The sequence below is a fragment of the Streptomyces sp. NK08204 genome, from assembly GCF_020400585.1.
GTDB lineage: Bacteria > Actinomycetota > Actinomycetes > Streptomycetales > Streptomycetaceae > Streptomyces.
The window spans coordinates 1-13,592 of sequence record NZ_JAINVF010000045.1; the positions used below are offsets into that span (position 1 = coordinate 1).

Here is a 13,592-nt window from a genome sequence, read left to right on the forward strand (position 1 = left end):
CCACCTCCGACCGCCACCGACCCGACCTGGATCCGCCGCGACAGGCGTCGCGGCGCGAGCGGCCGGGCCGGCACCTCGGGAACTCCCAAGGGAACGGCGGTCATGCCTCAGCTCTGCTTCCCGCTCGACATCGTCTCGCGCGCGGCCCGCAGCGACTCCTTCAGGGAACCCATCGTGGCGAGCACGGCCGTCGGCTCGTAGCCGCAGTGTGCCATGCAGTTGGCGCAGCGCGGGTCCTTGCCTCGGCCGTACTTGTCCCAGTCGGTCTCCTCCACGAGTTGCCGGTAGGTGGGTACGTAGCCGTCGCTCATCAGATAGCAGGGTTTCTGCCAGCCGAAGAGCGAGTAGCTCGGGATCGCCCATGCGGTGCACGGGAAGTCGACCTTGCCTTCGAGGAAGTCCAGGAAGAGCGGGCTCTGGTTGAGCCGCCACCGCCTGCGGTTGCCGCCCGCGAACGCCTTCTTGAACAGGTCGCGGGTCTGCTGCACACCGAGGAAGTGCTCCTGGTCGGGTGCCTTCTCGTAGGCGTAGGCGGGCGAGAGCATCATCTCGTCCACCTTCAGGTCGTCGTTGAGGTAGTTCAGCACCTCGATGACGGTCTGCGGGGTGTCGGTGTTGAAGAAGGTCGAGTTGGTGGTCACCCGGAAGCCGCGCCGCTTGGCCTCCTTGATGGCCTCGACCGCCTCGTCGAAGGTGCCCTCCTTCGCCACCGAGGCGTCGTGCCGGTCCCGCAGTCCGTCGATGTGCACGGCCCACGCGAAGTACGGCGAGGGCTTGAACTTGTCCATCTTCTTGCGCATCAGCAGTGCGTTGGTGCACAGGAAGACGAATTTCTTCCTGGCGACCAACTGCCGGACGATCTCGTCGATCTGAGGGTGCATCAGCGGCTCGCCGCCGGCGATGGACACCATCGGCGCACCGGATTCCAGGACGGCGCCCACGGCCTGCGCGACGGGCATGCGCTGCTTGAGGACACCTGCCGGATGCTGGATCTTGCCGCAGCCCTCGCACTTGAGGTTGCACGCGAACAGCGGCTCCAACTCGACGAGCAGGGCGAACTTGTCCCGCTTCCTGAGCTTCTGTTCAAACAGGTAGGTAGCGACCTTGACGGTCTGACGCAACGGCATGGCCATCTGGCTCACCTCCGGGGGAGCAGCAAAGAACGGTGCCATTCGAAAAACGCGGGAAGGACAGAACGAAGAACACGGAAGGCGGATATTCCACCGCGCACCGTGCCGATCCGGACGAGTTCGTGCTCGGGAGCGTCCACGACCACCCGTACGGCCGCAACCGGGCGCTCACCCGTGCGTACGGCGCTCAGGAGCGTGGCCGCCGATTCCATGTCGACCGCGATCGCGCCGGTCGCGAGCAGCGCGGACCGCTCCGCTCCGCGGACGACGTGGTCGGAGCCGGTGAGCGGGCCGGTGTGAACGGTACGCCCGGGCAGGATGCGTACGAGTTCCTTGACCAGCAGCTCCGTGCCCACGCAGGGGACGCAGCCGCGCGGATCCCGGGTCTCCCCGGCGACCACGAGGTCGCCGGGGTGCATGCCGGGGGCGAGCCCGGCGCAGAAGCCCGTGGCGAGCACGGCAGCGCCGGCCAGCGCCGGGTCGGCGAGCTGCCGGGTGAGGGAGCGTTCCGCCGCACGCGGGCCCATGCCCGTGCGGAGGTACGTGACCGGCCCGCCCGCACCACCGCGGTCGCCGGTGCGCAGAGCGAGGTGCTCGATACCGAGCGCGCAGGCGATCAGCAGCGGGGCCGGGGCGGGCTGGGCGCTCATTCGGCTCCCTTGACCTCGGTCAGCGGCTTCCCGGAAAGCGGCTTCTCGGTGAGCGGCCTCACGGAGAGCGGCTCACCGGAAAGCGGCTTCCCAGCAGACGGCGTACCACTGTGCGGCTTCCTGGCATGCGGCCTCCCCGTCCTGATGAACAGGCGCCGCTCGAACGGGTCGCCGTGCAGGTACCGGCCGAGCGCGGTGAGCGGGAACACCTGCCGGTACAGGTGGTAGTTGATGGAGAAGTCCCAGGGGAAGCCGGTGCCCGTGAAGTACGGCTCGTCCCAGCTGCCGTCCTCGCGCTGGGTGTCGGCAAGCCACTGGACGCCGCGCTCGACGGCCTTGGAGCCCTTCTCCCCCGCCGCGAGCAGCGCCATCAGCGCCCACGCGGTCTGTGAGGCGGTGGAGGCGCCGCGGCCGCTCCACTTGCCGACGTCCTTGTAGGAGCGCAGGTCCTCACCCCAGCCTCCGTCGTCGTTCTGGACCCTCTCCAGCCAGGACACCGCACGGCGGATCGCCGGGTGGGAGCCGGGCAGGCCGGCCGCGGTGAGCGCGGGCACCACCGACCCGGTGCCGTAGATGTAGTTGACGCCCCATCGGCCGAACCACGAGCCGTCCGGCTCCTGTTCGGCGAGCAGCCAGTCGATGCCCCGCCGGGTGCGTGGGTCGTGCGCCAGGCCCTCGGCGGCGAGCATCTCCACCACGTGCGCGGTGACGTCCGCGGACGGCGGATCGATGACCTCGCCGAAGTCGCAGAAAGGCAGCCGGTTCGGGAACGGGCTGGTGTTGTCGACGTCGAAGGCGCCCCAGGCGCCGTTCCTCGACTGCATGCCGAGGTTCCAGCGCACCGCACGGCCGATGGCCCCGTCCACGCGCTCAGGGTCGTGGTGCCGGACCCGACGCAGCGCAAGGGCGACCTCGGCAGTGTCGTCGATGTCCGGGTAGTTGTCGTTATGGAACTCGAACGCCCATCCGCCGGGCGGCAGTTGGGGTCGGCGTACGGCCCAGTCACCGGGCCGGACGATCTCCTCGCCGAGCATCCAGTCGGCTGCCTTGACCAGTTGGGGGTGGTCGGCGGGCAGTCCGGCGTCGACCAGCGCGATGGTGGCGAGACAGGTGTCCCACACCGGGGACTGACAGGCCTCGATCATCCGGGCGCCGTCCTCGCGCCAGACGGCGAAACGGTCCAGCGACTCGAGGCCCGCGCGCATCACCGGGTGTCCGAGGTCGTAGCCGAGCAGGTACAGGGCGATGAGCGAGTACACGGCCGGCGGTTGGATGCCGCCCCAGCAGCCGTCGTTCTCCTGCCGCTCGATGATCCAGCGGGCGGCGGAGTTCATCGCGGCCTTACGCAGTCCGCGCGGGACGACCTTGCGCAGTTGGTGCAGCGCCTTGTCCAGACGCTGGAAGGCGCCGTCCCAACTGGCCGCCGGAGCGAGCGGTCTGGGCGGGTTGGGCTGGTCGGGGTCGGTGTGCAGCTCGTCCAGCGAGAAGGGCGCCGGGCGGACCGGGCGCTTGGCGGAGACGATGGTCAGCGGGACGATCGTCTGCCGGGCCCAGCAACCGAAGTCGTAGATGTTGAGCGGCACCCAGGAGGGGAACCAGATCAGCTCCGGCGGGAGTTCGGGCAGGTCCTCCCACTTCCACCAGCCGAACAGGGCGAGCCAGATCCGGGTGAAGACGCGGGCCGCGGCGATGCCGCCGCGCTCGCGGATCCAGGCCGAGGCCCTCGCCATGTGCGGGGCCTGTGGGGCGTCGCCGGCCAGGCGCAGCGCGACGTACGCCTCGATGGTGGCGGACAGTTCACCGGGACCGCCGTAGAAGGTGGCCCAGGCGCCGTCCGCGCGCTGCTCGCCACGGATGAACAGCGCGGCGGCCCTGGTCGTGGCCTCGTCACGGATGTCCAGGAACTGACGCAGGAGCAGGTCCTCGGCGTCCATGGTGACGTTCGTCTCCAGGTCGCCCTTCCACCAGCCCTCGGCGTCCTGCCGCGCGAGCAGGAAGTCGGTGGCGCGCCTCGCGGCGCGTCGGGCGGCTTCTTGCACCCCGGCCGCCACGGGGAGGGTGATGTCGGTGTCGGTGTCGCTGGCCGCGGCAGCGCGTGGCGGCAGGGCCGCCCCGGTGCTTCCGTCGGTCGTCGCTGTCATGGCTTCCCCTTCGTGCAGTCGTGCGCGTCGTGCTGCTGTGGGTCCGCCGTCGGCCGGTGCCCGTCGTCCCGGGACACCGGCCGGCGACTACGCGAGAGTCATTCGACCGATAGTGATCATCTCTTCCGTACCACGACGAAGTGGGCGAGCGCCTCGAAGCCGGCCCGTACCCGGTCGGGCATGTCGACGGCGTCGAGGGCCTCGATGGCGACGGCGTGCTGACGGCGCGCCTCCTCGGCCGTCCACTCCCGGCCGCCGGCCTTCTCGATGAGGGCGGCACGGGCTGCGAACTCCTGCTCGGAGAAGTTCTCGAAGTCGGTGCTCTTCGCGTCGGCGGCGAGGATCTCGCCGAGCCTGTCGGAGGCGCTGCCGCCCGCCGCCAGGGCGGCCACCACCGGCAGGGACTTCTTGCGCTGGCGCAGGTCGCTCCAGGCCTGCTTGCCGGTGGCCACCGGATCGCCCCAGATGCCGAGCAGGTCGTCCACGGCCTGGAAGGCGAGGCCGAGGTGGTAGCCGTACTTCTCCAGCGCGTCGGCGGTACGGTCGTCCGCGCCGCCGAGCACGGCGCCGATGGACGAGGCGCTGGCGAGCAGCGCACCGGTCTTGTTGCCCTCCATCTCCAGGCACTCCTCGACGCTGACCCGGTCGCGGTGCTCGTAGGAGATGTCCTGCGCCTGACCGTCGATCAGGGCACGGGTGGCGGCGGTCAGCCGGCGGGTCGCACGGGCGGCGTCGGGGGTGCCGATCTCCAGCAGCAACTCGCCCGCGAGGGCGCACAGGGCGTCCCCGACCAGGATGGCCTGGGCGGGGCCGTGCAGCTTCCAGACGGTGTCGCGGTGCCGTCGCTGCTCGTCGCCGTCCATCAGGTCGTCGTGCAGCAGCGAGAAGTTGTGCACGAGTTCGACGGCGACGGCGCCCGGGACGCCGACCTCCGGCTCGGCGCCCGTGACCTCGGCGGAGAGCACGGCCAGAGCGGGACGGACGGCCTTGCCGCCGTCGCCGTCGGCGGGGTTGCCGGCGGCGTCGATCCAGCCGAAGTGATAGGCGGCGACGGAGTCTATCGGCGGCGCCAGGCGCTCGACGGCCGCACGCAGGACCGGTGTGGCCAGGGTCCGGCCGCGCTCCAGGAGCGCGATCACGTCCACCGCGTCGGCAGCCGTCGAGGCCGGGGGCACAGCGGGCACAGTGTCTCCTCTTTCTGCGGTACCGGAGGTGCGGGGGCCCGCCGCAGACTGCTGACGGAGCATCAGGCCGCCTCCTCGAAAGCGAAGAGCCGGCTGGGGCGTGGCCGGCCCAGGGCGCTCAGCGCGGCGTCGGCCGCGCTCACGCCACTTCGGACCGCACTCTCCATGGTTGCGGGCCACCCTGTGGCGGTCCACGCTCCGGCCAGGTACAGGCCGGGGGTCCTGGTGCGGGCGCCGGGCCGCAGCCGTGCGACGCCGGGGGCGGGGGCGAACGTCGCCGTACGCTCCCGGGTCACGAAGAAGTCCTTCACCTCGGCGCCGCGGGTGCCCGGGATCAGCCGTCGCAGCTCGGGCAGATAGCGCTCGCGCAGCGCGGCCACCGGCGCGTCGATGTCGTCGTGCGCGGCCGACTGGGACAGCGCCAGGTACTGCCCCGTGCGCAGTCCGGAGGCGTCGGTGCGGTCGAACACCCACTGCACGGGGGTGCCGAGGGCGGCGAAGAAGGGCTGGGCGAGCACCTTGCGGTCGTAGACGACGTGCACGTTGAGGATCGGCGCGGTGCCGATCCGAAGGAGCCGTTCGGGTGCCTCCAGGGCACCGGGCGGCAGCAGGTCGTAAGCCTCGCGCTGGGGTACGGCGAGGACCACGGCGTCGGGGTTGAGCGTCTCACCGGGAACCTGGACGTTCCAGCGCCCGTTTCCGTCGCGGGAGACGGAGGTGACCCGTGCACGGACCTCGGTACGCACGCCCGCGGAGTCGAGCGCCCTGCGCGCCAGCCGGTCGTGCAGTTCGCCCAGTGGGACGCGGGCCCAGCCGATGTCGGCCGCGCCCGGGTCGGAGAGCAGACCGGTCTTGAACACCATCGCGGCGAGCCCCAGCGAACAGTCGCCCGCGACCGCGTTGAGGGTGGCGACCCCGACCAGGTCCCACAAGGCCTCGACGGCACGCGCCGACTGGCCGTGCGCGGCCAGCCAGCTGCCGAAGTCCTGCGTGTCCAGGGCCGGATCGGCGAGGTCGAGCGCCCCCAGCGCGAGCGCGGCCCGTCCGACCGCAGCGCGCTCGGTCAGCGAGAGGTGCGGATAGGCGGCCAGACTGCGCCCCAGGTGCAGGGGGACGGGCAGCGGGTCGCGCCGGATCCGGCCGAGCCGCCGTCCCTCGGGCTTGGCGGCGTCCACGACGGGTACGTGCAGGCGGTCCTGCAGCGGTGCCAGTGCCGTGCCCTCGATCCGGTCGAGGAACCAGCGGTAGGCGGTGCAGCAGCGCAGGTACACGTGCTGGCCGTTGTCGACGGTCAGTTCGCCGCGCCGGAAGGAGAAGGCGAGGCCGCCCAGCCTGGGCCTGCCTTCGAGGAGGGTGACCCCGACGCCCGCGTCGGCGAGTGCGAGCGCCGCGGTGATCCCGGCCAGTCCGCCGCCGACCACGACCGCACTGCGGCCCGCGCTCACCGGGGTGTCAGCGTGCGCCCCCGCGGGGCGTGAGCCGTCGCTCATCGTGCGTCCCTCCGTGCCTGCCGGCCCTGCTGGTGGAACGGTGCACGAGCGGCCGTCTCCGTCAGTGACGCCACGCCGCGGCGCGGGGTTGCCTGCCGCGTCGGGCCGGTCGGGCCGCCCCGGTCCACGGGGCGCATCAGCCGCGCCGCCTGACGGTCTGCCGGGACACGTGCCGGACGTCGAGGCCGGACAGACCACGCACGGCGACGTAGACCTTCTCCCGTCCGGGCAGCGAGACCCGGCCGCGCAGCACGGCCTGCGGGTCGCGCTCGATACGGTCGAGCAGCCGGCGGTAGATGCCGGCCATGGCTGCCACACAGGCACCGCTGCGCCGGTCGAGCATGGGCAGCAGCCGGTAGCCCTCGGCGAACAGGGCACGGGCCCGTCGCACCTCGAAGTGCACGAGGCCCGGGAAGTCGGAGCCCTCCGGTGGGGTCGGCCCGCTCAGCCCGGCCGAGCAGCCGAACTTGGCCAGGTCGTCGGCGGGCAGGTAGACACGGCCGCCCTCGGCGTCCTCGCGGATGTCCCGGAGGATGTTGGTCAGCTGGAGCGCGAGGCCGAGCGTGTCGGCGTACTCGGCAGCGCGTTCGACGCCGCGCGCCCCCGGGGCCGTGCCGAACACGCCGAGCGAGAGCCGGCCGATGACACCGGCGACACACCGGCAGTAGACCTTCAGGTCGTCCCAGGTCTCGTAGCTCTCCCCGCGCACGTCCATCTGGACGCCGTCGATCAGCTCGTCCAGGCCGTCGAGGGGGATCGGGAAGGCACGCGCGGCATGGTCGAGGGCGACGGCGACCGGGTCGGTGTCGTCGTCCTCGACGGCTCCCTCGCGCATCCGGGCGATCAGCGCCCGGGCGTCCTCCAGGCGCGCCTCCTTGGCCGCGCGGGGAAGGTCGCCGTCGCCGATGTCGTCCACCCGCCGGGAGAAGGCGTACAGCGCCGACATGGCGCGGCGCTTGGGCGTCGGCAGCAGCCGGATGCCGTAGGCGAAGTTGCGGGCCTGCTGCCCGGTGACGGTCTCGCAGTAGCTGTAGGCGGCGAGTACCGGCGCGGACATGTGCGGCGGACAATCCACGGTCCGGATCACCCCTCTCCTCGCAGGATCACGCCCGCCTCACGCAGCAACTGCACCTTGCCGGGTCGGGGCGGGCCGGGAAGTACGTCGTATTCGGCGGCGGCGATCGCCCGGACCGCCGCCCTTCCCCCGGCCACGAACCCCGCCAACAGCAGCTTCAGCCTGCCGTGGACGCTACCCACCAGAGGGGCGCCTTCATTCAGCAGATCGCGGGCGCGTTCCGCTTCGTACGCGACCAGGGCGCGCACCGATGCCCCGGCGGTCTTCGCCGCGAGGTCCGTCTCCCGGACGTGGAACCGTTTCATGTCCTCTGCGGGCAGGTAGATGCGGTCACGGCCGAGGTCCTCGGCGACGTCCTGGAGGTGCTCCACGATCTGCAGGGCGGTGCAGATCGCGTCGGAGAGACGGATCCGCTCAGGGGTCGCGGTGCCGGTGACGGCGAGGACGAGCCGGCCGACGGGGTTGGCGGACAGTTCGCAGTAGGCGAGGAGGTCGTCGTAGGTCTCGTAGCGGGTGACCAGCTGGTCCTGGCGGTTGGCGGCGATCAGGCCGAGGAAGGGCTGGGGCGCGAGGGAGCGGCGGCGGACGGTGTGCTGGAGGCGGCGCAGCAGAGGGTGGCGGGGGCTGCCGTCGAAGACACGGCGCAGGTCGGCCTCGAAGGCGTCGAGGAGGACCATGCGGTCCTCCGCCTCGGCGCCCGGCACGCCCAGGACACGGGCGTCGGCCCCGCCGGGGGCCAGGTCGCCGTCGCCGATGTCGTCCACGAGGCGGGCGAAGCCGTAGACCGCCATGAGGTCGTCGCGCCAGGCCCGGGGCAGGAAGAACGGGGCCACGGGGAAGTTCTCGCTCGCGGCCTTGTCCAGGGTGCTGCGCTCCAGTCCGGGCGCCGTCGTGGTGCCCGTCACCGTGCGCTGCCCGGGGCGGGGACGGCACGTGCTGCGTTGAGCTGGGGAGTTTCCGTAGCCATCGCCGTCACATCTCCCGTTCTACACTGCCGACCCAATACACACTATTTCGGACACGCCGCCCGGTGATCCGTGGACCGACCCGGCCAGGGATGACGCGCATTATCGCCCCAGTTGCCGCATTCCGGCGCCGGTACAGCTTACGTTGTACAACGCAGCCCGCTTCCGCCGGGTGTCCTGCACATCACAACAACACACCGAATTGCGTCAAGGTTCCTTGCAGCAAAGCGAGTTGACGTTCCGTTGCCGGGCCAGGGGCCCCGCCGGAGGCGTGCCAAGCGGGGCCGTGGCCGAAACGGGTCGGGGGCCGGGTCGGGCCCCTACTTGCCCGTGAACTTCTCGTACTCCTTGAGGACCTCTTCGGTCGGGCCGTCCATGCGCAGTTCGCCGCGTTCCAGCCACAGGACGCGGTTGCAGGTGTCGCGGATGGACTTGTTGTTGTGGCTGACGAGGAACACCGTGCCGGCTTCCTTGCGCAGTTCGCGGATGCGTGCCTCGGAGCGCTTCTGGAAGGCACGGTCGCCAGTGGCCAGCGCTTCGTCGATCATCAGGACGTCGTGGTCCTTGGCGGCGGCGATGGAGAAACGCAGGCGCGCCGCCATGCCGGAGGAGTACGTGCGCATGGGGAGCGTGATGAAGTCGCCCTTGTCGTTGATCCCGGAGAAGTCGACGATGCTCTGGTAGCGCTCCTTGACCTGCTCGCGGGACATCCCCATGGCCAGGCCGCCGAGGATGACGTTGCGCTCGCCGGTGAGGTCGTTCATCAGGGCCGCGTTGACGCCGAGCAGGGACGGCTGGCCGTCGGTGTAGACCTTGCCCTTCTCGGCGGGGAGCAGGCCGGCGATGGCGCGCAGCAGGGTGGACTTGCCGGAGCCGTTGGACCCGATGAGGCCGATGGCCTCGCCGCGGTAGGCGACGAAGGACACACCACGCACGGCGTGCACCCGGCGCACGCCCCGCTCCTGCCCGCGTCTGAGTATGCGGTTCAGCGCGGCGGTCGCGCTGCCCTTGCCGGTCTTGGCGCCGTTGACCCGGTAGACGATGTGCAGGTCGTCCGCGATGACCGTCGGACGCCGGTCCGTGTTGTTCTGCGTGTTCTGCTCAGCCACGGCCGTACCGCTCCTCCGCCTTCCAGAAGTACACGAAGCCGCCGGCGAAGACGACCACGGCCCAGAACAGGGCGATGGCCCACACGTGCGGCGGCAGGTTCGCGGCACCGTACCCGTCGATGAGCGCGAAGCGCATCAGGTCCATGTAGACCGCGATCGGATTGACCTGCAGCAGCCGCACCGCCCACTCGGGACGGCCCTCCATCATCTTGCTGATGGAGAACATGACGCCGGAGGCGTACATCCAGGTGCGCAGGACGAACGGCATCAGCTGGGCGAGGTCCGGTGTCTTGGCGCCCATGCGTGCCAGGATCAGCGCCAGCCCGGTGTTGAACAGGAACTGCAGCAGCAGGACCGGCACGATCAGCAGCCAGGACAGGCCCGGGTAGCTGCCGAAGCCGATCGCGAAGACGAACAGCACGGCCATCGAGAAGAGCAGCTGCTGGAGCTGCTGCAGCGCGAAGGAGACGGGCAGCGAGGCGCGCGGGAAGTGCAGGGCGCGTACCAGGCCCAGGTTGCCGGAGATCGCACGGACGCCCGACATGATCGAGCTCTGTGTGAAGGTGAACACGAACACGCCCGTCACCAGGAACGGGATGTACACCTCCTTGGACATGCCCCGGCTGGCGTGCAGGATGACGCCGAAGATGAAGTAGTAGACGCCCGCGTTCAGCAGCGGGGTCGCCACCTGCCACAACTGGCCGAGCTTGGCCTGGCTGTACTGCGCCGTCAGCTTCGCCTGGGAGAAGGCGAGGATGAAGTGGCGCCGCCCCCAGAGCTGACGGACGTACTCCACGAGCGAGGGCCGGGCGCCGCTCACGGCGAGCCCGTACTTCGCGGCGAGCTGGGCCGCCGTCAGGCCCTCGTCGGGCGACGGGGCCGCGCTCACCGCGACCGTGCCGTCATGGGTGGTCTCACTCACGGGTGGAAACTTTCGTCGTCGGGTTGGTCTGTGTTGTCGGGGTCTTCGGATCTTCGGGTCCGTCCGTGCCTGAAGGGTTCGCTCCGGCTCATGTCCCTTCGGGCCGGCCCGGCTCATGTCGAGCTTGTCAGATGACCGGGGGACGGCCCAGCCGGGTGAGCCGCCACACCGTGCGCCAGCGCATCGGGCGGCGGGGACCGCAGGGGGTCGTCCAGCCCTCCTTGAAGCCGCCGAACCAAGCCCTGAGCGCCGGCCGGGAGGGGCGGCGCAGCAGCGTGAGCAGCAGCCAGACCCCGAGATAGACGGGGACCAGCAGGGCGGGGAGGTTGCGGCGGGCCAGCCAGACCCGGTTGCGGGCGACCATCCGGTGGTAGACCGCGTGCCGCGAGGGCGCGGTCGTCGGGTGGTACAGAACCATGTCGGACCGGTAGTCGATCATCCAGCCCGCGTCCACGGCACGCCAGGCCAGGTCGGTCTCCTCGTGAGCGTAGAAGAACTCGTCCGGCAGGCCGCCGACCTCGGCGAACACGCGGGTGCGGACGGCGTTGGCGCCGCCCAGGAAGGTGGTGACCCGGGAGGAGCGCATCGGGTCGGAGGCACGCAGCCGGGGCACGTGCCGGCGCTGGGTCTCGCCGGTGTCGGGGTCGGCGATGCGGAAGCTGATGATGCCGAGCTCCGGGTCGGCCGCGAAGGCCTCGCGGCACAGCTCGGCGGTGTCGTGGCGGGCGAGCAGGCCGTCGTCGTCGAGGAACAGCAGGACGTCGACGTCACCGCCGCCGGGCCCGAAGGCCTCGATGCCCACGTTGCGGCCGCCGGGGATGCCCAGGTTCTCGGGCAGCTCGACCGTCCGGACGCCCGCGGGGACGTCGGGGACGGGCGAGCCGTTGCCGACGACGACCACCTCGACGGCGTCGCCGTCCTGCCTGGCCACCGAGTCGATCAGGGCACGCAGTTCCTCGGGACGGTTGCCCATCGTGATGATGACGGCGCCGACCTTCATGCCGCTCACCTCAGCCTGCTGGACGCGAGGACGGACACCAGATGCAGCAGGGTCTGCAGCAGGGCGATGCCGGCGAGGACGGCCGTGCCGAGGCGGGTGAAGAACAGGTCACCGCGGGCCTGGTCCACGATCGCGAGGACCAGGATCAGCAGGGAGGCCTCGATGCCGAGGATCAGCCGGTGGAACTTCAGCGCGGAGGCGGCCCGGCGGGCCAGCGCCATGCCGGAGGAACGCGGCTCGGCGGCGGCCTCCTTCACGGGAGGCATACCGGCCTGGTGCCGGGCCACGCCGACCAGGTCCGTCTCGGCCTTGATGAGGATCGCACCGAGCGCTGCGAGCGTGCCGAGGAAGGCCCACAGCCAGTCGATCCGGCCGCTGCCCCACAGGTCGGCGGCGCGCAGGCCGAGCCCGACCAGGACGGCCGCGTCGGTGAGGTACGCCCCGACCCGGTCGAGGTAGACCCCGCCGAGCGAGTACTGCTGCCTCCAGCGGGCGATCTCGCCGTCGACGCAGTCCAGCAGCAGGTACAGCTGGGTGGCGACGACGCCGAGCACGGCGCCCGCGATCCCCGGCACCAGCAGGGCAGGGGTCGCGAGCACCCCGCAGACGGTCATCAGGTACGTGAGCTGGTTGGGCGTGACCCTGGTGTTCACCAGGTAGCGGTCGACGCGCAGGGACACCTCGCGCATGTAGAGGCGTCCCGCCCAGTGCTCACCGCTGCGCCGGTCCTTGACCCCCGCGGGATGGACGACCGGACGGAGTTCAGCTACCGATGGCCTTGACATAGTCGGCGTAGATGTCCTTGATCTGGTTCGTCTTGAGGGCGAGGTGCTCGAGGATCGTGTAGCGGCCGGGCCTGGTCTCCGGGGCGAACTCCACGGCACGGACGAACTCGTCCACCGTGAACCCGATCTCCTCCGGCAGTACCGGCAGCCCGTGCCGGCGCAGCACCTGGGCCATGTACGCGGACTGCTCGTGGGCTCCGCGCAGGTACATGGCGAAGGCCGCGCCCAGTCCGCACTGCTCGCCGTGGCTGGCGGCACGCTTGGGGTAGAGCAGGTCGAAGGCGTGGTTGATCTCGTGACAGGCGCCCGACGCGGGCCGCGAGTCGCCCGAGACGGACATCGCGACACCGGTGAGGACGAGTGCCTCGGCGAGCACCTGGAGGAAGTCGTTGTCCCCGATGCCGCCGGGGTGCCGCAGCACCGCCTCGCCGGCCTGGCGGGCCATGGCCGCGGCGAGTCCGTCGATCTTCTCGCCGTTGACGCGGTTGGCCAGCTCCCAGTCCGCGACCGCGGAGATGTTCGACACGGCGTCGCCGATACCCGCGCGCACGAAGCGCGCCGGTGCGTCCCGGATGACGTCCAGGTCGATCACGACGGCGATCGGGTTCGGCACCCCGTAGGAGCCTCGCCCGGCGTCGTTGTCGAGGGTGGCGACGGGCGAGCACAGGCCGTCGTGCGCGAGGTTCGTCGGTACGGCCACCAGGGGCAGGCCGACGCGGGCCGCGGCGAACTTGGCACAGTCGATGATCTTGCCGCCGCCCAGGCCGACCACGGCGTCGTAGTGGTCGGCCTTCATGTCGCCGGCCAGCCGGATGGCGTCGTCCAGCGTGCCGCCGCCCACCTCGAACCAGGAGGCGCCCGGCATCGACGGCGCGATGCGCTCGCGCAGCCTGGCGCCCGAGCCGCCGCTGACGGCGACGGCGAGCCGCCCGGAGTGCGAGATCCGCTGGTCGGCGAGGACGCACGCCAGGTCGTCCAGAGCGCCCGGGCGGATGTCCACGACGACCGGCGAGGGAATCAGCCGGGTCAGTACTGGCACGCGATCTCCCGTCCACGGGCGAGGTCGTCGTGGTTGTCGATCTCCACCCACTGGACGTCGCCGATCGGCGCCACGTCGATCGTGAAGCCGCGGTTCACCAGT

Annotated in this window: 13 protein-coding genes and 1 pseudogene; all 14 read right to left on the minus strand. The window is 71.2% G+C overall.

Features of this window, described 5'->3' with window-relative positions:
* Positions 1–107: 107 nt before the first annotated feature.
* Positions 108–1,133 (minus strand): adenosyl-hopene transferase HpnH, encoded by a 1,026-nt coding sequence (gene hpnH / locus K7G59_RS33865; RefSeq protein ID WP_225840520.1) that lies wholly within the window; start codon positions 1,131–1,133, stop codon positions 108–110.
* 5 nt (positions 1,134–1,138) lie between these two features.
* Positions 1,139–1,780 carry a 1-hydroxy-2-methyl-2-butenyl 4-diphosphate reductase gene (locus K7G59_RS33870; RefSeq protein WP_225840521.1) on the minus strand — a complete coding sequence of 214 codons (642 nt, stop codon included), beginning with the start codon at positions 1,778–1,780 and terminating at the stop codon, positions 1,139–1,141.
* Positions 1,777–3,921, minus strand: coding sequence for a squalene--hopene cyclase (gene shc, locus K7G59_RS33875; RefSeq protein WP_225840522.1), 2,145 nt, complete (start codon positions 3,919–3,921; stop codon positions 1,777–1,779). Before shc ends, K7G59_RS33870 begins: the two co-directional genes overlap by 4 nt.
* 116 nt (positions 3,922–4,037) lie before the next feature.
* Complete coding sequence (locus K7G59_RS33880; RefSeq protein ID WP_225840523.1) at positions 4,038–5,168, minus strand: polyprenyl synthetase family protein; 1,131 nt, start codon at positions 5,166–5,168, stop codon at positions 4,038–4,040.
* Positions 5,168–6,595: a hydroxysqualene dehydroxylase HpnE gene (hpnE, locus tag K7G59_RS33885; protein WP_225840524.1), complete on the minus strand. Its 1,428-nt coding sequence runs from the start codon at positions 6,593–6,595 to the stop codon at positions 5,168–5,170. Before hpnE ends, K7G59_RS33880 begins: the two co-directional genes overlap by 1 nt.
* Positions 6,592–6,732 (minus strand): DUF6380 family protein, encoded by a 141-nt coding sequence (locus K7G59_RS35500; protein ID WP_225840525.1) that lies wholly within the window; start codon positions 6,730–6,732, stop codon positions 6,592–6,594. The genes hpnE and K7G59_RS35500 overlap by 4 nt, the downstream gene beginning before the upstream one ends.
* The gene (gene hpnD / locus K7G59_RS33895) at positions 6,732–7,682 is read right to left on the minus strand and encodes a presqualene diphosphate synthase HpnD (RefSeq protein ID WP_225840526.1); all 951 of its coding nucleotides are present in this window, start codon (positions 7,680–7,682) and stop codon (positions 6,732–6,734) included. The genes K7G59_RS35500 and hpnD overlap by 1 nt, the downstream gene beginning before the upstream one ends.
* Entirely contained in the window at positions 7,679–8,575 is an 897-nt protein-coding gene (gene hpnC, locus K7G59_RS33900) for a squalene synthase HpnC (protein ID WP_225840527.1), read from the minus strand. The genes hpnD and hpnC overlap by 4 nt, the downstream gene beginning before the upstream one ends.
* 380 nt (positions 8,576–8,955) lie before the next feature.
* Positions 8,956–9,744 carry an ABC transporter ATP-binding protein gene (locus tag K7G59_RS33905; protein WP_225840528.1) on the minus strand — a complete coding sequence of 263 codons (789 nt, stop codon included), beginning with the start codon at positions 9,742–9,744 and terminating at the stop codon, positions 8,956–8,958.
* On the minus strand, positions 9,737–10,666 hold the full coding sequence (locus tag K7G59_RS33910) for an ABC transporter permease (RefSeq protein ID WP_225840529.1): 930 nt from the start codon (positions 10,664–10,666) through the stop codon (positions 9,737–9,739). Before K7G59_RS33910 ends, K7G59_RS33905 begins: the two co-directional genes overlap by 8 nt.
* A 127-nt stretch (positions 10,667–10,793) precedes the next feature.
* Positions 10,794–11,666, minus strand: a complete 873-nt coding sequence (locus K7G59_RS33915; RefSeq protein ID WP_225840530.1) for a glycosyltransferase family 2 protein — start codon at positions 11,664–11,666, stop codon at positions 10,794–10,796.
* 5 nt (positions 11,667–11,671) lie between these two features.
* Positions 11,672–12,451, minus strand: a complete 780-nt coding sequence (locus tag K7G59_RS33920) for a CDP-alcohol phosphatidyltransferase family protein (RefSeq protein WP_225840531.1) — start codon at positions 12,449–12,451, stop codon at positions 11,672–11,674.
* Positions 12,429–13,490, minus strand: a complete 1,062-nt coding sequence (locus tag K7G59_RS33925) for an iron-containing alcohol dehydrogenase family protein (RefSeq protein WP_225840532.1) — start codon at positions 13,488–13,490, stop codon at positions 12,429–12,431. Before K7G59_RS33925 ends, K7G59_RS33920 begins: the two co-directional genes overlap by 23 nt.
* Positions 13,478–13,592 (minus strand): annotated as a pseudogene (locus K7G59_RS33930) (phosphocholine cytidylyltransferase family protein); the annotation flags it as partial. The pseudogene K7G59_RS33930 and the gene K7G59_RS33925, both read right to left, overlap by 13 nt.